The organism is Photobacterium sp. ABD4_091, from assembly GCF_056160145.1.
The window spans coordinates 1,124,698-1,142,504 of the sequence record NZ_JBSWWQ010000002.1 but is presented as its reverse complement, the minus strand read 5'-3'; the positions used below and the strand labels follow the sequence as shown (position 1 = coordinate 1,142,504).

The window sequence follows — 17,807 nt, the reverse complement described above, 5'->3', positions numbered from 1 at the left end:
CCCGCCATGAGGCGGGGGACTTGTGTATAAGAGACAGGCATTTTGCCTCCCTTAAAATGACACTCTACCAATGGTTAGGAGTTAGAGGGTGCGAGGTTTTCACTATTTTTCTTGTCATAAGAACGAATAAAGAAGTAGCAACCAACTAACACTAGCAACGGTAGCAATGGATCGATAATTGAACCTTGTGAACCGAATACTAGATTTAACACCATCACTAAGGTACCACCAATCGCCCAGGCAATGGTCGTAGGGATAGTCCAGATAACAAGTTGCTTCTTCACTTCGGTAACACCCATTAAGCGGTTGACGATGTGGAACAACGAATCATTGAAATAGCCAGCAAATAAGCTCCCCATAGTGGCAGCGGTGGCGGCAAAGAGTAAGTTTACGTCTGGGATTTCGATAAGAACAGGGGCCGATATAGAGGCTGCCGTAATCATCGATACAGTACCACTACCCTGTATGATACGGACCAAGGTCGCAATGATGAATGGGATCATGATTGGTGAAATGGGTAATGATGCAACTTGGTTGGCAATTTCTGCACCCGCCCCAGTTTCACGAAGTACTGCACCAAGTGCACCACCGGCACCGGTAACAAGTAAAATGATCCCACAGGTTGAGATACCTTCTTCTAGTTTTTCTGTGACTTGTTCTTTGCTTAGATGATTCCCTAGTGTGTAGATTGCAAGTAAGGTTGCAATAGATAGAGCGATAACCGGACTACCTACGAAATCAATGAATTGGCCAATAACACTCTGAGATAAACCTTCAAAACCAAAGTTGCTTTCGAACAGTGCCATCAGGGATTTAAATAGAATCAATACAATTGGGACGATGATAGGTGCAATTGAACGCCCAAGTGTCGGTAAGTTCTTATTTTCCTTGCTGGCTAGGTAGTCAGTATGATCTTTGGCAAGTTGCTCATCTGTTTTACTCAGGTGCTCTACAGGTACAAATTCAGGGAAGTGCTTTTCAAGCCAGCGAGCGTACCAAACAATACCCATGATACATGGAGCCGCCACTGCAAGGCCAAAGCCAAGCATTGATGCCAAATCAACCCCGAAGATACTGGCTACACCAAGGGGGCCAGGAGTCGGTGGTATTGCGTGGTGGGCTACAACTAGGCCACCGGCTAGAGCAACAGTCAAGGTCAAGATAGAGCGCTGCGATGTCTTAGAAAGAGACTTGGCAATTGGGTAGAGGATAATTAAAGCACTGTCTACGAAAACGGGAATAGAGACTATGTATCCAGTTACTGCCAAAGCGGTTTCTTCTTTCTTTTTCCCTAGCCACTTGATGAAATGGTAGGCAATAGATTCGCCGGCTCCAGTTGTTTCGAGGATTGCGCCCATCATTACACCAAGACCGATGACAATACCTATTCCACCTAGGGTGCCACCAAACCCAGCACTGATAGTCGACATGGTGTCATTTACGCTAAGTCCTCCGATGATACCAGCGATACATGCAGCTGCTAGCATGGCAATAAGCACGTGAACCTTTGTACGAAGTACTAGAAAAACCAATACCGCGACAGCTATAATTAGGCCGACAACAGAAGTTGGAAGAATCATAATGTTGCCTCCGTTTCTTTATTCTCTGAATTTTGGAAATGGGCTAGCACCTCAGTGAAGTTGCTGTCTGCCACAAAGCCAAGTGCTTTCTCAATATCATTATTGATGCACTGCGGCCAGCTGCTAACGATACGGTTAATTTGAGCATCGGCCTCAAAGGATATGTAATGCGATAAGTCTTTACCGACAACGGCATTCATGTTCGCAATCATCTCTGACGGGGTAACTTGAAATCCCGGGAGGTTAAGTGTTCGGAAACTTAACTGATTGAGTTGTTGTGTTGAGATAAAGCCTGCGCGAGCGATGTTCTCTACAACTTTGTTTGGGCTAGAGATCCATAGCTTCAACTCAGGATCGACAGGGCAGTTTGACTCTTGGCCATTTAAAGGTTCGCGGATGATTCCACTGACAAAAGAGCTTGCGGCCTTATTTGGTTTGCCCGGGCGTATACAAATCGTAGGTAGCCTTACTGTAACAGCATCAACATACCCTTTGCGTGCATAATCGTTAACAAGCAATTCGCCAATGGCCTTTTGTGTGCCATAACTCGATACAGGTTGCATGGCGGTCATAGGTAGAATTTCATCCGGCAGGGTGCCACCGAACACAGCCAAAGAACTGGAGAACACAAAACGAATTGCCGGATTGGTCTGACGGCATTTTTCCAGTAGCAGTTGGGTAGTTTCTAGGTTGACTGACATTCCAAGGTCGAAGTCTTCTTCGGCATGGCTTGACACAATGGCCGCTAAATGAAAAACATGGGTGACTTTATTGGTAATCACTTGGTCAACATTGTGAGGGAGGGTCATATCGATATTAATGGATTCAAGCCTTGGATCTGTGCCAACTAATTTTGATTCCTGAATATCGACAAGGGTGATTTTATTAACATCATTGTTCTTTAGGAGGGATTCGGCAAGTAGGGTACCGATAAATCCAGCTCCGCCGGTAATCACTATATTCATTTTCATTCCCTGTTTTTTCACGTCGTTTGATTGAAGTAGCCAACCTGTGGCTACTTATACTTTGTTATTGATTTATAAATAAGGTTGAACCCATTGCAGACCCGCTTGGGTGTTTGTTCTAGGGGTGTACTCGCATCCAATCCAACCGATGTAGCCTGACTCGTCCAACACATTGAACAGGAGAGGGTAGTTAAGCTCGCCCTCGCTTGGCTCGTGACGGTCTGGTACCGAGGCAATCTGGATATGGCCGGTGTAGTTAGCCAAGTCGCGGATAAGCACAGATAAGTCACCATCCATAATTTGGGCGTGGTATAGGTCTAGTTGCAGCTTCACATTCGGGCGATCAACCTGCTTAATAAGTTCAACCGCCTCACGCTGGCGTGAAATGAAGTACCCAGGCACATCACGGTTGTTCAGTGGCTCAATCATTAGTTCAATGCCGTGTTCGGCAAACACATCAGCGGCAAAACGAATGTTGCTAATGAAGGTGTCAACATGTTGTTGGTAGCTAAAGGCGTTATCGACAATACCTGACATTGCGTGAACTTTTTTACAGCCTAGGGTGAGAGCGTAGTTCAATGCTGTGTCGACACTGGCGCGGAACTCATCTTCACGGCCAGGGATTGCGGCAAAGCCACGCTCGCCTGCATCCCAATCACCCGGAGGCATATTGAATAATGCTTGTTCGAAGCCATATTTCTCTAGTTCACTCGCAAGCACTTCAGCATCAAAGGCATATGGGAAAAGGTATTCCACGGCCTTAAAACCGGCTTGGTGTGCTTGCTCAAAGCGCTCTAAAAAAGGTACTTCGGTAAATAGCATGGTGAGATTTGCTGCGAACTTAGCCATTATTTGCCTCTCCCTTGTAGGTCTGTGATTTCTTCTTGGCTTAGGTATCTGATTGGTTTGCCATCTAACATCAATGCGAGTTTCGCGGTTTCTTCCAATTCTTCGGCATTGTCGACTGCATCAATAAGGTCGCTACCTGTAACAACTGGGCCGTGGTTAGCTAGCAAGAAGGCACGGTAATCCTTAGCCCGTTTTGCTAACTCTTCAGCGATGCGCGGATCCCCCGGTCGTAGGTAAGGGATCACGGGTAGTTTCCCGATACGCATAACGAAATAAGGCGTGAACGGCTTAATAGCATTGTCGGTATCCAGCCCTTGCAAACACGAAAGTGCTGTTAGGTAGGTCGAGTGCAAATGAACAATGGCATTGCATTCACTGTTGTTTCGGTAAATTGCCAAGTGGAAAGCGACTTCTTTCGACGGGCGGTCACCTGAGATATGGTTACCGTCAATATCCACTACAGATAAACGCTCCGCATCCAAACGGCCAAAAGAAGAGCCTGTTGGTGTGGCGAGAAAGTGCCCGTTAGACAGTTTAAGAGAAAGGTTACCTGCGCCGCCGGTGGCGTAACCTCGCTCGAACATCGAGCGAGCAAGCGTTACCATATGCTCTCTGAGTTGTTGTTCAGTCATGGTAGAACCCTTGTGCCGTTTCAAAGAAGTTGGCGTCACCAAAGTTGCCTGATTTCAGTGCCAGTGACAGGTTGCTGTCTACCGCTTTGACCCAAGGCACACCCGGTGCAATCTGAGGGCCGATATGGAAACCTTTAACACCAAGGCTTTGGGTTACAACACCGGATGTTTCGCCACCCGCGACAATGAAGTTCTGTACGCCATTCTCTTTTAGCTGGTGGGCTAGTTGGCTGAAGAATTGTTCAACTGCTTGGCTGGAAGCCTGAGCGCCATATTGAGTCTGGATAGCTTTTAGTACTTCCGGTTCTGCGGTGGCATAAACCATAGGCGCGAAGCCAGCATCAAGGTTTTCAAGCACCCACTTGAAGATGGATTCACAGTAATCTTGCTGCTCAAGGCACGCTTTAACATCCAATGCTAAACTTGGTGCTTTTTGAGCGTAAGTGGCAACTTGCTGATTGGTCATGACTGAACAGGAACCTGATAGAACCACAGTCTTGGCCTGTTGAGGCTTACCGGCTTCTTTTGCTGATGACTGGTCACTTAAGTGTTCGGCCCAATTTTTGGCAATACCCGAAGCAAGGCCTGAGCCACCTGTTACCAACTTGAGTGATTTTGCTGCTTCACCCAATGTTTCAAGGTGGGCTTGGTTGAAGGCATCAACAACCGCATAGCGCTGGCCTTTTTGGGCAATGGCTAAGAATTGTTCTGTGACAGCCTGCGCTCCTTGCTCGATAGTTTGGTAGTTAACCAAGCCAGTTGTCCCAGTTGATTGTGCATCCATCAAACGTACAAGGCTTGAATCTGTCATCGGGGTAACTGGGTGATTACGCATCCCTGAGTCAGAAAGTAATTCACCCATAACGAATAGATGGCCGTTAAATACAGTACGCCCGTTAACTGGAAGTGCAGGGCAAACGATAGTGAATCCTTCGTTTAGGGCCTCGAGCAAGGCATCGGTGACAGGGCCGATGTTACCTTCGCGAGTACTGTCGAATGTCGAGCAGTATTTAAAGTAGAACTGTTGGCAGCCTTGCTGTTGTAACCAGTTAAGGGCTTCAACCGAGGTTTCGATAGCCTCATTAACTGGGCAAGAACGTGATTTTAGGCTGATGACGACCGCATCGGCATCAATATCTACCTTGGTTTCTGGGACACCATTGAGTTGAATGGTGCGCATGCCGTTTTCAACGAGAAAGCCAGCAATATCTGTTGCGCCGGTAAAATCGTCAGCTATAACTCCTAGTAGCATGATTATTGCTCCTTCTTAGGCAGGTCGATGCCATCGAAAATCTTAATGACCGCACTGTCGTCTTCCTGGCCAAAACCTGCATTACTGGCGCTGGTGAACATGTTCAGTGCTGTAGAGGCGAGAGGAAGTGGGAATTTCAGATCTTTGGCAGTATCAGAGACAAGGTTGAGATCTTTAACAAAAATGTCGACCATTGATGTCGGTGTGTAGTCGCCATCCACGACGTGTTTCATGCGGTTTTCAAACATCCAAGAATTGCCCGCGGCATTGGTTACCACGTCGTACATTAAATCCAGAGGGATATTGGCACGGGCGGCAAGAGCCATGGCTTCAGCTCCCGCAGCGATGTGAACACCTGCAAGCAGTTGGTGGATAATTTTGACTGTGGCTCCCATACCGATCTCGGTGCCAATGTTGTAAACCTTACCTGCTGTTGCATCGAGTACAGGCTTAAGCTTGTTAAAGGCTTCTTCTGGGCCTGATGCCATAATGGTCATTTCACCAATGTTGGCTTTCGCCGCTCCACCTGAAACTGGCGCATCAAGCATAATTAATTGATGTTCACTGAGACCGGCCTCAATCGCTTTGGCATCTTCTGCCGAGATAGTCGCAGAAACCATCACAGCAGTACCAGGTTTAAGCTGTGCGGCAAGTTGATTATCAAAAAGTACAGCTTTTGCTTGGCGGGCATTCACAACTAATAGCAAGATTCCATCGAGTACGTTGGCGAAATCAGCACAATTATGCGAAACACCTTTTGCACCTGCTTGTTTGAGTTCTGTGAGGGCTTCAGTGTTTAGATCGACACCATAGGTGTTAAGGCCAGCTTGAATGCAGGATTTAGCAGCACCCATACCCATCGAACCAAGCCCAATTACGGCAACTGATTGTAATTGTTGACTCTCCATTTGCCTCTCCATGTTAACTTTTGTGAATTTGTGTTCTTGTTTGTGATTCTATGATTCTCAATGGGAATATTCTAGTTTTTTTATCACATTTTTTAACATAGCAGGTGAAATGTTTTGTGATTTTTTGACAGGTGATGGTGATTGTTGTTCTTTTTTTGTGTTTACGGTGTTGGGTGTTTGCTTTTCTAGGCAGTAGGGGAGAGCTATTTGATGGTTTTCTCAAAAAATAACAAATGTTCACATTACGGGTCGTGTGCTGTTAAGATATGTGCAAGATAACCAGATATAGAAGAACCATTATGATTCCGGCAGAACGACAACGAACGATCCTGACTTTGTTGGGTAATCAGGAAGTCATCAGCATTAGTGAATTGACTCACCAACTTGACGTTTCACATATGACTATTAGGCGTGATATCGCCAAGCTAGAGTCTGATGGGCGTGTTATGTCGGTATCGGGTGGGGTGCAACTTACCGAGACAATCCATACCGAGCATTCACATGATGTGAAAATTAACCAGCATCGTAATGAAAAGGCTGATATTGGCTTCTATGCTGCGCAACTGATTAAACCGAATATGACGGTTTATCTCGATGCGGGTACAACGACTTTGGAAATTGCCCATCAACTTAACCATAAGGATGATCTTTTAGTGATCACGAATGACTTCGCCATAGCTTGTTATTTGATGAACCATTCTGAGTGCAGCATTTATCATACGGGTGGAAAGGTTGATAAGGGAAACCAGTCTTGTGTTGGTCAACAAGCAACGCATATCTTGCGGGAAATGAATATCGATTTGGCTTTTGTTTCAACCTCCTCTTGGAATCAGCGCGGGATTTCAACGCCAAGTGAAGAAAAGGTCTTAGTGAAGAAGGCGATTATTGCCTCATCGCAACAAAACTATCTCGTCAGCGACTCGTCAAAATATGGCAAGGTAGCAACGTTTCATGCTGTGGATATCGAGTGCTTTGATAAAGTGATTACCGACAGTGAGTTCCCGGTTGGCTGTATTGATGACTTTAATGAACGCGGTATTTTGGTGGACGTTGTCTAATTTGTGTGGGCATCCCTTTTAAAGGGATGCTCAATAATTGTTATTAGCTGTTGTTACTGGCTTCAATAAAAGGTCTTTGAGCCTCAAATCCATTCATGAATAGGCAGCGGTGGGTATAGGCGGAGGTAAGCAGCATATGATGGTCAACTTCTATGTAACGTTTCTTCGCTCGTTCAGCAAAGTATAAATATTCACTATTAGTACGGCTCACAATAGACTCGGCGGCTTTCTCTGGGACATTGAATTCGGCAATCAAAGATTGGTAGCTGGAAAGGTGAATATCATATCGCTCATTTTCAAGGTACTTGGCAGCCGCTAGACAGGTTGCTTCTTCATTTAGCTCAAACATCATTTCTTCAGGTGCAAGCTGGCGAGGCTGGATAGTATGTGCTTGGTGTTCATTTGCAATAGCGGCTGTGCTTACAAGTGCACTGACCATGGTAATAAATAGGGCTGTTATTGGCTTCATGTTCAAAGGCGTATAAGAAAATTTGCCTGAGAATATCGCTAATCAATGATAGTTTGATTGAATTAGCTCTGCAACAATTGCAGAGAGAAAACATAAATAGTGTCATCTTTCATTCGTAGATTACTCGCAATTTATTCTCTTAAATAATAATAGCAGTGGTAATCATGCAAAATACTACATGGAAACGTTCACTTGTAGCGATGTCTATTATTGCAACACTAGCGGGTTGTAATAGTTCTTCATCTGATGATTCAGGTAAAACTTCACCAAAACCAGATTCAGCATTAAAAGTCGGCCTTCTCCCTGATACTCAAGGTGGCGGTTGGAATGTTGCTATCCATCCTATGGAAGCGGTTTTGGCTAAACACCAAGAAGAAGGCGTTAATGTCGTTATTCCTGTTGGTGACTTAACTGATAATGGCTCGACTAAAGAGTGGGAACAGTGGCGCTCAGTTGCAGATAAGTATCGTGAAGCTGGTATGGAGTTCTTGCCAGTCATGGGTAACCATGAAACGAGTTGGGCTTATACGGTCGAGTGGATAGATAATATGCGTCACTTTATCCCAGAAGACGCCGTGCATATGCCTTCGGCCGAGTGGCTGAATTACTATATTATCCGCGACAATGTGTTGATGATTGGTTTAGCTTACTACAACTTGCCGATTGCCTTTGGTTGGATTGAGGAAATTATTGCTGAAAACGAAGGTAAGTTTGACCACGTAGTTATTGCAAGTCATGATGGCCTTGTCGGTGCTAAATACGGTCAAACCCGTGAGCAAATTGTCCAAGGTGTGAAAGACGATAACCGTCTGTTTGATATCCACAAAGACATTCGAGAGTTATTTGCAAAGTATGATGTGATTTGGGTACAGGGCCATGAACATATGTATCAGCGCTCGCAAATCCATGCACGCGTATATGGTTCGAATGATCCAGGTGGCCGCAGTAATGTTGATACGCTTGCTTCTACACCTAGTGGTGGTAACTACCGTATGCCTTCATACACCCAGATTGTCAGTGGCAATGCCTCGTACAAAGGCTACGAATACCGTTATGGAGAACGTGAGCTTATCCAGGACGTTATCCAGCACAAAATGGCGACGTTAAAGCCTGAGTATGACTCAAACCATTACGATGCCAATGCAGCGATTTTGAGTTTTGATGGCAGTCGTGTTGATTACCATGCTTATTACGCCCCGCATACCATTACGCGTAATGAAGATGGCATGAAGGAACTTGAAGATCCGGATTGGACATTGATGGATACCTTCAGCCGCACATTGGATCGTTGTGAGGCGCTTATTTACCCGAATTCTATTCCTGAGGGCCAGCGTCCAGTTCTTAATCATATTGTTGAATACAAAACTAACGATTGTCTGGGCTATGACGGTTCTTCGGCACGCTTGGTCGGTGGCGTCAATGAGACATTCAACCGGGTTGATACGACCGAACGTACAATGGGTTACAACGCCGGCCTAACCCGTGCCGAGACCATGAATGACATGATGCGCCTGACTTATCAGTTCTTGTTCACACAAAACAAAGCATGGGATCCGAACCTAAATAGTGCCGAGCGTGTTTACCCTGGTGCTCAGGATACTGATGACACAGGTGCAGAGGTGGGGAATGTTGTAGTACCAGCAACCACTATCGATATGAAAAAACATGTCACATTGAGCTGGATGCCAAAAACAAATGAAACGCGCTCTGATATCTTGATCGTGAGTGGTATGCAGAACCACGGTGGTGTTTACCAAAATGCCTTTGGTGGTGAAAAGAACATTCGCGGTGAGTCAGGTTTGCCGGGGTCCCAACCTGATGGTACGTCAAAAATGCCACACACTCGATTACCTTTAACAGCTACCCAAGACTGGAATGTCGAGGAAATTGTCGCTGATAAATATGGCGTACAATTTACAGCCGATGCTAACTTGAATGCTAATAACTTAACGCTGGGCGAACAAGTGAACGGTGTATGGAAACCATTAGTCACTGAAAACTGTGTGGTTGATGCGCCATGGGATGAGTACTATTTGGTCAATGCCCCTGTTCGCGATGCAGACTGTGCCGGTCAACCTGTTGTGGGCTACGATAGCCAATATGGTAATCGCTGGTGGATGATTGCTGATCGTGACTTAGAAATCGCGCTAGTAAAGCAATAACTCCCTAGTTACTACGAACGACACCAATATGTCTAAGCCGCTGGGTAATCCTGGCGGCTTTTGTGTTTCAGCCCTGTAGGCATTTGCTCTTGGGATTGTTAGGCAAGGATCATAAATCGAACTTAAGCCACTAACTTAGATGGTTTCTTTTCTATACTCTTAGTAAGTGATGTCTTGTCATTTTCTACCTGTACCTTTTCTAGTAACCGTTTTTCTCACCCTTCCCAATAACTGATTAACCGTTTTTAACCTTATCGATGCTTAGGCATCAGTCTTCGATTATTAGGGGGTTATTATGCTTAATGTAGCCAATAGTAGTGTGTTGAAAAGCAAGCAGGCGAAAGCCACCACAGCATCCAATATCATCAAAGAGGTGATTTTGGTTGATTTGAATGAGCTATATTCGCCATCAGAAATTGAACTGTTACAGCAAGCGCAGCAACTTATTGATGACGGAAAGGCTCGAATTCAATGCTTGAAAGAAAAGCGTAAACGCGAAGAAAAGCATAGAGAGAATGTTGAATCGACGCTTCATGAACAAGCTTATAGCAAAGCTCTCGCTAGCCTAGAAGCGATGTCTTTGTCAGAGCTGTATTTCATGAGTGTTTGCTTCTCGTACTCGTCATCTTCGATAGTGGAACTGATTCAGGATTATGATCATCAGCACTATTTAGCATCAGTACAGCGATGGTTAGATATTGGTACTGAGGAAGCATTGCATTTCGAACAATCACCTGAAGAAGTGCGTGAAGAGTGGCAGTGTGGTATAGCCGAGGCGGCAGTTGAAATGATCAGTTGGCCTTGTTTAAAGTACCATCGAGATTATCAAGAATCACAAGTGATTTATGTTGAGCCACAGGGGCCTAGGGAAGACTTCCCTGAATCTGTTTATGCCACTGTTATTGACAATAACCAGTCAAAGTTGACTGAAGAATGCTTAACCGTGATTAAGACGCTCGCTGCTTATGAAAACAATGCAGCGAACGTCAGGAAGATATTAGCAAAATTAGGCCAGTAGCCTGGCCTTATTTTTTAACAACAAGTCTGTTCCGGTTATCGCGGCTCTTTCGGATAAGCTCATCACCCATAATCACATTTTCCGCTTTTGCCAAGCGGTCATAAAGCAGCACATTTACCGTTGCGGCCAGGTTCATACAGCCGACGGTTGGTACGTAGACAACAGCATCGGCTTGGTCGACAACCTCCTGGGCAATGGTGCCGTCTTCTGGGCCAAAGACATACAAAGCATTTTCAGGGTGTTCAAAAGCCGGTAGGGCGGTTGCCCCTTCTGCAAGTTCGACACACACAATTTTGGTGTCGGCAGGTAAATCATCAAGTAGCGATTCGACGTTGGTCAGTGGGATTTTGTCGGTAATGTCTTTGGTGTCGGTATGGAATTTCGCCGCATAACCGTAGCGGCTGCCTGTATACTTCACAGAATCGACTCGGTAGCAGCCCGCTGCACGCATGACGGCACCAACATTGGTAGGGTTTTTAGGGTTACTTAGTCCAATACTGACTCGGTTGTTTTTCATTGATGATGTCCGCTAAGCTTGTTTCAAGCGCGGCATAGTAACAGAGAGACAGGTTAAGGGGTAGGCGGACACACTGTGAGCATGCACTGAAATTGTATAAAAACCGCATTCTGGTGTGGTTTTTGTACATAAATACAGCAAACGATACCTTTTGGGCTGGCTCGGCAGCAGTAAACGTAGTCTAAGTCACTAAATCATAATAATTTACTGACTACACTGGATGTAACTGATTGTTTATGGAGGGAGCCATATGACTATTCAACCGCTAAGCAGTGACAAACTGTATCGCGCCTCAGAACTAAATGGCTTGCCTGAAGATTGTAAGTCGACCAAAAACCTGACCCCACTTGATGAAATCGTCGGTCAAGAACGTGCCCAGAAGGCCGTTGAATTCGCCATGTCTATCAAGGAGAAGGGGTATAACATCTATGCCATCGGCCGTAACGGCCTTGGTAAGCGCACTATGGTGTTGCGCTATCTCAATCGCCACGATCCTAACGGAAATGCCAATCCTCTTTACGACTGGTGTTACGTTGCCAATTTTGAAGAAACTCGTAGCCCCAAGGTGCTAAAACTACCTGCTGGTAGCGGTCATGCTTTCAAGAAAGATATTGAAAAGCTGATGACCCGCTTGGTGAAAGCACTGCCTTTGGCTTTTGACAACGAGATGTATTACAGCCGCTCGGAAAAGCTGAAAAACCAGCTGACCCAAAAGCAAGAGAGTGCATTGCTGACGTTGACCCAAGAGGCCAAAGAGCACAGCGTTAGCTTGTCGGTGACGACCACGGGTGAGTATCAATTAATTGCTCTAAACGGTGAAGAGCCCCATACCGAAGAAACTTTTGCTCAGCTGTCAGAAGAAGACCAACAGGCGTTTGAAGATACTATCAACGAGCTTGAGCGCCAACTGCGTGGTATTGTCCGTCAGCTTACTGAATTAGAGGAAGAGTTCTCGGACAAGATCCAGAAGCTCAATGAAGAAGTGGCGCTGGATGTTGTGGCACACTTTATCAAGACCTTGAAAGAGGAATACAAACCTCTTCCAGAGGTAATTGCCTACTTGAAGGCTATGCAGGCGGATATCCTCGAAAACCTTGATATCTTCTTGGAAGAGAGCGAAGAGCAGGTAGCACTGGCTTATGCTGCGCTAGATAAGAAAATGCCTCGGCGTTACCAGGTGAATGTGCTGGTGAACCAAGATGGCTCAAAATTCCCGATTGTGGTTGAAGAGAGCCCGAACTATCACTCTATTTTTGGTTATGTGGAAAACGCCACTTATAAAGGTACGGTGTTTACCGACTTTTCATTGATCCGTCCTGGTAGCTTGCACAAGGCAAATGGTGGTGTGCTGCTGATGGATGCGGTGAAAGTACTAGAGCGCCCTTATGTTTGGGATGGGTTGAAGCGTGCGCTGCGTTCACGCAAGCTGAGCGTAAGCTCGCTAGAGAAAGAAGTGACGCTGTCAGGCACGATCTCGTTAGATCCTGAGCCGATCCCGCTCAATGTGAAGATCATCTTGTTTGGTGATTACCAAACTTACCAGCTGCTTCAGCACTATGATCCTGAATTTAGCGAGCTGTTCCGGGTGACGGCGGACTTTGAAGATGAAATGAACCGTACCGATGAGTCGGAGGCGCAATACGCCAAGTTCATTTCCAGCATCGTCAATGATAACAAGATGTTACATTGTGATCGTAAGGCAATTGGCCGGATCATTGAATATAGCTCGCGCCAGGCGGATGATCAGAACAAGTTGTCTTTGCACTCGGCAGATATTGCCAACTTGCTGCGGGAATCAAATTACGTCGCTAAGTCGTCTAACGCCACGATGATCAGGGCGAACCATGTAGAGCTTGCCCTGAGCAATCAGGAAATGCGGGTAAGCAGGCTAAAAGATCATGTTATGCAGACTTTCACCAATGGTACAACGTTGATTGATACCGATGGAGAAGCGGTTGGGCAGGTGAATGCCTTGTCGGTGATTTCCACCTCGGATTACCAGTTCGGCTCGCCAAACCGGATCACCGCGACAACCTCTTATGGTGAGGGGGGCGTATTCGATATTGAGCGCAGCGTTGATCTTGGTGGCCGAATTCACTCGAAAGGTGTGATGATCTTATCGGCTTATCTTGCATCTGTGTTTGGCCGTAATAAGCGTATTCCATTGACCACCCACCTGACGTTTGAGCAGTCTTATGGCGGGGTTGATGGTGACAGCGCCTCGATGGCAGAGCTATGTGCCATTGTCTCGGCGTTTTCTCAATTGCCAATTAGGCAAGATGTCGCCATTACCGGTTCGATGAACCAGTTTGGCGCTGCCCAGCCAATTGGCGGTGTTAACGAGAAAATTGAAGGCTTCTTTGATGTTTGTGCCATCAAAGGTCGGACGTCAGGACAAGGGGTTATTATCCCGCAGTCTAATGTACATAATCTGATGCTGCGAAAAGATATCGTAGAAGCGGTTGAGAAAGGTGATTTCAATATCTGGGCTATCCGTCACGTCACAGAAGCCATTGAGATTTTGACTGGTCAGGCCGCAGGACAAGCCGGATTGGATGGGATCTTCCCGGTTGATAGTGTGCTGGGTCAGGCACAGCTTAAGTTGAATGCCCTTAGATAAATACCAGTGCTCGTGAAGATCAAAAAGACCGCCCAAGGCGGTCTTTTTTTGCAATTGACACTGACAATAGTGCTTGAATCAATACTCGTACCAGTGCCCGTTATGACTTGCTCGGTGCTGCGCGTTGGCTGCCAAAGATATTGATCAGGGTACCGATAATGATCAAGCTGCCGCCCAGAAGTGTCCAAACCGAAGGTAATTCATTAAACAGGAATGCACCTAGCAAGATTGAAAAGACCACCTGAATATAAGAGTAGGCGGTTGCTTTGCTCGCTGCTTCAGTTTGCATCGCTTTGGTTAAACAGACCTGGCCGATTTGGGTAAAGATACCTACCAATAGCAACAAGCCAGCTTCAAACAATGTTGGTACCTGGATATCGCCGCCTAATAGGAAAAGGGATAGAGGCAGTGCGATGAATGGGAAATAGAACACGATAACCGAGCTGTCTTCACTCTTACTCAAACGCTTGACGATGGTATAAGCAACGGCACTGAAAAACGCGCCTAGCATAGCGATACCGACAGCGAAAGCGGGCAGCTCTACAGCATTACTTGCTAGCATATTTGGTTTAACGGTAATGACTAGGCCAAGAATGCTCAACACAATACAGGCGACAGTAGACAACTGGATACGCTCTTTTAAGAAAAAGAGTGCCAAGACAGCTGTAAATACCGGGTGCAGGTACTGCAAAATAGTCGCTTCAGCCAACGGTAAATGCGCAATGGCGTAGTAAACGCAAATCAGCCCCAGCGTTCCGACGGTTCCCCGCGCAATGAGAAGCGGTTTGTTATTGCCCCATACCGGGATCTTTTTGCGTTTGATATCAAGGTAGCTGATCACCAGAGAGATAAAAGCCCTGGCAGCAACAATCTGGAAGATCGGCATGCCAGTGCTACTGACTAGTTTTACACAAGCAGCCATAAGCGCAAAACCAAGCGCAGATAACAACATGAACCTAAGCCCAACAGGAAGTTGGCCTAGTAGGGAGTTTTTCAGCAAAGAGGGAACAAGGGTTTTGTGCATTGGTGAAATTAAAACCTCAGCTGTGATGCAACAAAAAAAATGCTGCTCCAAATGATAATGGGAATCGCTGCCGCAAGTTTGCCTGAAATTGATGCACAACGCATTAGATATGTGTGATGAATTCAGATAAAAATTAGGCACAAAGAAAACCTGTGATTTGTTCTTTATATGTAATTAACATCTATGATCGATATACCAGTTAGAGACGTTTCAGTTCAGTATCTTGAACAAAGAAATGGCAATAGGACATGAAGAAATCTCACTTACCCAGCAAGCAATGTGCTGTATGTGGTCTGCCTTTTTCCTGGCGCAAGAAGTGGGAAAAGGTATGGCACGAGGTGAAGTATTGCTCAAAACGTTGTCGGATACAGAAGAGGGCATATCATGGATAATCACTACAAGTGTTTGAGGTTGGTTCTTGGGGATCAGTTGAATGTACAGCATTCGTGGTTCCAGGACGCCGATGACAATACGGTATATGTGATTGCCGAGTTGCCGCAAGAAATGGATTATGCATCCCATCATATCCAAAAAATCCAAGCCTTCTTTTTAGCGATGCAGCAGATGGCAAACTCGTTAATAGCTTCTGGACACCAGGTCTTGCACCTGACGTTGGATGAGACGTCTGAATATGCTGACCTTCCAGAATTACTCGCAGCACTCTTAATACGTTTTCAGTGTCAGCGATTTGAATATCAGCAGCCGGATGAGTTTCGGCTACACCAGCAGCTTGATGACTTTTGTCAGCAGCAATCTATTGCCACAGCATGTGCTGATAGCGAGCACTTTATTGTGCCGTTTATAGAACTTCCTCAGTATTTCACCCGGGACAAAAATGGCCGGCTAGAAACATTTTATCGAAAGCTAAGGAAGAAGCACCAAATTCTAATGGAAGATGAAGAGAAGCCTGAGGGAGGCAAGTGGAATTTCGATAAAGCAAACAGGGATAAACTCAAGCCCAATGATATTGCAGAGCTTCCGGAACCGTTACTGTTTGACAATGATATATCTGACATCAACCAGCGCTTAGCTCGCCATAAAGTTAAGAGTATTGGCGTAAGTCGGGACTCATTGCTTTGGCCGGTAAATCGAGAGCAGTCATTGCAGCTGTTGGACTTTTTCTGTACCCATTGCTTACCAAATTTCGGTCGATTTCAGGATGCCATGACCTGCCAGGCGGATGATTTAGTTGTTCAGAAGCAATGGAGCTTATATCACTCCCGGTTGTCGTTTGCGTTGAATAGCAAAATTATAAGTCCCTTAGAAGTGATCGAATGTGCAATTAACCATTACCGTTCAAGTGACGCGATTGATATTGCGCAAATTGAAGGGTTTGTAAGGCAGATACTTGGCTGGCGTGAGTTTGTCAGAGGAATATATTGGACTCACATGCCCGAATATGCTGAGCGTAATCACCTAAATGCGAGCCAAGTTTTGCCTGGGTGGTTTTGGAATAGCGAGACAAAAATGAACTGTCTCCACCACGCTATATCCCAGTCCTTGGAATATGGTTATGCCCATCACATACAGCGGTTGATGGTTACAGGTAACTTTTGTCTTATAGCCGGCATTGAACCTAGCGAAGTCGATGCTTGGTACCTTGGCATCTATGTCGATGCTATCGAGTGGGTAGAAATGCCAAATACCCGGGGAATGAGCCAGTACGCTGATGGAGGTATTGTCGGTAGCAAGGCTTATGCAGCCAGCGGTAACTATATCAACAAGATGAGTGACTACTGCCAGCAGTGCCATTATCAAGTGAAGGAAAAGACTTCAGAAAATGCGTGTCCGCTAAACAGTCTGTATTGGCATTTTATGACGCAGCATCGTGAGCAGTTTGAACGAAATCCGAGGGTAGGGATGGTCTATCGATATTGGGATAACCAACCTGATGAAAACCAACAAGCGGTTCTAGATAAAGCCAAACAGTTGCTGATAGATATTGAACTGCTTTAATTGCTGGTTGTTAGCCTTTTACTCTTTATTTAGTATGATTATGATCAATTTAATTCATGTTTACGATAAAAGTGCTGGCTTGAGCACATTTATAAGTTGGCCTAGAAAAAAGAAGAATGATAGTGTTGTTAATATAGTGATTTCGTTGTGAGCATAATTACGCATTGTGGTGATTAAATGGAAAGGTGATGAATAATAAACGAATAGATAAAATTAACCGAATTAAATCAGCTATGATCCGGGTTGGTAGCCGTAAAGAGCTCAGTGATATATCCATGTATGATGTGGCTCATGAGGCGAAAATGTCACCCTCTACAGTCTATCATTACTATTCAAATATGGCCTGCCTGATTATGGATTACTTGGATGATATTTTTGACGGTTTTGTCGACATTGTAAGAGGCTGTACCGAACCTCACTCGATCACTCATTGGAAAGATATAAATAGAGCTGTTCAGAACTCACTTTCATATTATTGTGATAAGAATGCAGTGATTAAGAAAATATTATATACCCATCACCCATATCATGAAGTTAAGGCTGCTATTGTCGAAAAAGATAATGAGTTGGGAATTGAAATTGAAAAAGCTTATCGTCAATACTTTATTTTACCTCAGTTGCCTGAGACTCATAATATTTTTGTGATAGCGCTTGAGGCCAGTGATAGCGTGTATTTTTCTAGAAATGCTGGACTGAAGAGTCACTCGGTCAATAATGAAGCGATTATAGTCTCTGAATCTTACTTATCTCATTACTTGCCGGATTATCTTCCAAGAGTTAATTAACAGAATAAATTG

16 protein-coding genes are annotated in these 17,807 nt (G+C 45.2%); 7 read left to right on the top strand and 9 right to left on the bottom strand.

Annotated elements, in window-relative coordinates; translation table 11 throughout:
* Window positions 1-74: 74 nt before the first annotated feature.
* From ACXAGQ_RS19580 to ltnD, 6 genes are all read right to left on the bottom strand, one after another.
* Window positions 75-1,577, bottom strand: coding sequence for a GntP family permease (locus tag ACXAGQ_RS19580; protein WP_475256643.1), 1,503 nt, complete (start codon window positions 1,575-1,577; stop codon window positions 75-77).
* Entirely contained in the window at window positions 1,577-2,545 is a 969-nt protein-coding gene (gene denD / locus ACXAGQ_RS19575) for a D-erythronate dehydrogenase (protein WP_475256110.1), read from the bottom strand. Before denD ends, ACXAGQ_RS19580 begins: the two co-directional genes overlap by 1 nt.
* Window positions 2,546-2,617: 72 nt before the next feature.
* On the bottom strand, window positions 2,618-3,394 hold the full coding sequence (gene otnI / locus ACXAGQ_RS19570) for a 2-oxo-tetronate isomerase (protein ID WP_475256108.1): 777 nt from the start codon (window positions 3,392-3,394) through the stop codon (window positions 2,618-2,620).
* On the bottom strand, window positions 3,394-4,026 hold the full coding sequence (otnC, locus tag ACXAGQ_RS19565; RefSeq protein WP_475256106.1) for a 3-oxo-tetronate 4-phosphate decarboxylase: 633 nt from the start codon (window positions 4,024-4,026) through the stop codon (window positions 3,394-3,396). The genes otnI and otnC overlap by 1 nt, the downstream gene beginning before the upstream one ends.
* Window positions 4,019-5,278 (bottom strand): 3-oxo-tetronate kinase, encoded by a 1,260-nt coding sequence (gene otnK, locus ACXAGQ_RS19560; RefSeq protein WP_475256104.1) that lies wholly within the window; start codon window positions 5,276-5,278, stop codon window positions 4,019-4,021. The genes otnC and otnK overlap by 8 nt, the downstream gene beginning before the upstream one ends.
* A 2-nt stretch (window positions 5,279-5,280) precedes the next feature.
* Window positions 5,281-6,186: an L-threonate dehydrogenase gene (ltnD, locus tag ACXAGQ_RS19555; protein WP_475256103.1), complete on the bottom strand. Its 906-nt coding sequence runs from the start codon at window positions 6,184-6,186 to the stop codon at window positions 5,281-5,283.
* Window positions 6,187-6,485: 299 nt separating this feature from the next.
* On the opposite strand from ltnD, the gene ACXAGQ_RS19550 reads away from it, so the two are divergent.
* Complete coding sequence (locus tag ACXAGQ_RS19550; protein ID WP_475256101.1) at window positions 6,486-7,244, top strand: DeoR family transcriptional regulator; 759 nt, start codon at window positions 6,486-6,488, stop codon at window positions 7,242-7,244.
* Window positions 7,245-7,287: 43 nt separating this feature from the next.
* Here ACXAGQ_RS19550 and ACXAGQ_RS19545 read toward each other — a convergent pair whose 3' ends face one another.
* Window positions 7,288-7,713: a hypothetical protein gene (locus ACXAGQ_RS19545; protein WP_475256099.1), complete on the bottom strand. Its 426-nt coding sequence runs from the start codon at window positions 7,711-7,713 to the stop codon at window positions 7,288-7,290.
* Between the two features lie 164 nt (window positions 7,714-7,877).
* Here ACXAGQ_RS19545 and ACXAGQ_RS19540 point away from each other — a divergent pair, with 164 nt between their 5' ends.
* Both ACXAGQ_RS19540 and ACXAGQ_RS19535 read left to right on the top strand, forming a co-directional pair.
* A complete protein-coding gene (locus ACXAGQ_RS19540) occupies window positions 7,878-9,875 on the top strand; it encodes a metallophosphoesterase family protein (protein ID WP_475256097.1) in 1,998 nt (665 codons plus the stop codon).
* 295 nt (window positions 9,876-10,170) lie between these two features.
* On the top strand, window positions 10,171-10,893 hold the full coding sequence (locus ACXAGQ_RS19535) for a hypothetical protein (protein WP_475256095.1): 723 nt from the start codon (window positions 10,171-10,173) through the stop codon (window positions 10,891-10,893).
* 7 nt (window positions 10,894-10,900) lie between these two features.
* On the opposite strand, the gene ACXAGQ_RS19530 is transcribed toward ACXAGQ_RS19535, so the two are convergent.
* Window positions 10,901-11,410, bottom strand: coding sequence for an RNA methyltransferase (locus ACXAGQ_RS19530; protein ID WP_475256093.1), 510 nt, complete (start codon window positions 11,408-11,410; stop codon window positions 10,901-10,903).
* Window positions 11,411-11,660: 250 nt separating this feature from the next.
* Here ACXAGQ_RS19530 and ACXAGQ_RS19525 point away from each other — a divergent pair, with 250 nt between their 5' ends.
* On the top strand, window positions 11,661-14,030 hold the full coding sequence (locus ACXAGQ_RS19525) for a Lon protease family protein (RefSeq protein WP_475256091.1): 2,370 nt from the start codon (window positions 11,661-11,663) through the stop codon (window positions 14,028-14,030).
* Window positions 14,031-14,130: 100 nt separating this feature from the next.
* Here ACXAGQ_RS19525 and ACXAGQ_RS19520 read toward each other — a convergent pair whose 3' ends face one another.
* Complete coding sequence (locus ACXAGQ_RS19520; protein WP_475256642.1) at window positions 14,131-15,027, bottom strand: DMT family transporter; 897 nt, start codon at window positions 15,025-15,027, stop codon at window positions 14,131-14,133.
* A 275-nt stretch (window positions 15,028-15,302) separates the two neighbouring features.
* On the opposite strand from ACXAGQ_RS19520, the gene ACXAGQ_RS19515 reads away from it, so the two are divergent.
* The 3 genes from ACXAGQ_RS19515 (at window position 15,303) to ACXAGQ_RS19505 (ending at window position 17,795) form a co-directional block, all read left to right on the top strand.
* Window positions 15,303-15,446, top strand: coding sequence for a DUF2256 domain-containing protein (locus tag ACXAGQ_RS19515; RefSeq protein ID WP_475256090.1), 144 nt, complete (start codon window positions 15,303-15,305; stop codon window positions 15,444-15,446).
* Window positions 15,439-17,010, top strand: coding sequence for a cryptochrome/photolyase family protein (locus ACXAGQ_RS19510; RefSeq protein WP_475256088.1), 1,572 nt, complete (start codon window positions 15,439-15,441; stop codon window positions 17,008-17,010). Before ACXAGQ_RS19515 ends, ACXAGQ_RS19510 begins: the two co-directional genes overlap by 8 nt.
* Before the next feature lie 188 nt (window positions 17,011-17,198).
* Window positions 17,199-17,795 (top strand): TetR/AcrR family transcriptional regulator, encoded by a 597-nt coding sequence (locus ACXAGQ_RS19505; RefSeq protein ID WP_475256086.1) that lies wholly within the window; start codon window positions 17,199-17,201, stop codon window positions 17,793-17,795.
* The last annotated feature ends 12 nt before the right edge of the window (window positions 17,796-17,807 follow it).

Bases quoted from the DNA above. Each gene is read 5' to 3' on its own strand.
- denD (WP_475256110.1), bottom strand. From the start codon at position 2,545: ATGAATATAGTGATTACCGGCGGAGCTGGATTTATCGGTACCCTACTT.
- otnI (WP_475256108.1), bottom strand. From the start codon at position 3,394: ATGGCTAAGTTCGCAGCAAATCTCACCATGCTATTTACCGAAGTACCT.
- otnC (WP_475256106.1), bottom strand. From the start codon at position 4,026: ATGACTGAACAACAACTCAGAGAGCATATGGTAACGCTTGCTCGCTCG.
- otnK (WP_475256104.1), bottom strand. From the start codon at position 5,278: ATGCTACTAGGAGTTATAGCTGACGATTTTACCGGCGCAACAGATATT.
- ltnD (WP_475256103.1), bottom strand. From the start codon at position 6,186: ATGGAGAGTCAACAATTACAATCAGTTGCCGTAATTGGGCTTGGTTCG.
- ACXAGQ_RS19550 (WP_475256101.1), top strand. From the start codon at position 6,486: ATGATTCCGGCAGAACGACAACGAACGATCCTGACTTTGTTGGGTAAT.
- ACXAGQ_RS19545 (WP_475256099.1), bottom strand. From the start codon at position 7,713: ATGAAGCCAATAACAGCCCTATTTATTACCATGGTCAGTGCACTTGTA.
- ACXAGQ_RS19540 (WP_475256097.1), top strand. From the start codon at position 7,878: ATGCAAAATACTACATGGAAACGTTCACTTGTAGCGATGTCTATTATT.
- ACXAGQ_RS19535 (WP_475256095.1), top strand. From the start codon at position 10,171: ATGCTTAATGTAGCCAATAGTAGTGTGTTGAAAAGCAAGCAGGCGAAA.
- ACXAGQ_RS19530 (WP_475256093.1), bottom strand. From the start codon at position 11,410: ATGAAAAACAACCGAGTCAGTATTGGACTAAGTAACCCTAAAAACCCT.
- ACXAGQ_RS19525 (WP_475256091.1), top strand. From the start codon at position 11,661: ATGACTATTCAACCGCTAAGCAGTGACAAACTGTATCGCGCCTCAGAA.
- ACXAGQ_RS19515 (WP_475256090.1), top strand. From the start codon at position 15,303: ATGAAGAAATCTCACTTACCCAGCAAGCAATGTGCTGTATGTGGTCTG.
- ACXAGQ_RS19510 (WP_475256088.1), top strand. From the start codon at position 15,439: ATGGATAATCACTACAAGTGTTTGAGGTTGGTTCTTGGGGATCAGTTG.
- ACXAGQ_RS19505 (WP_475256086.1), top strand. From the start codon at position 17,199: ATGAATAATAAACGAATAGATAAAATTAACCGAATTAAATCAGCTATG.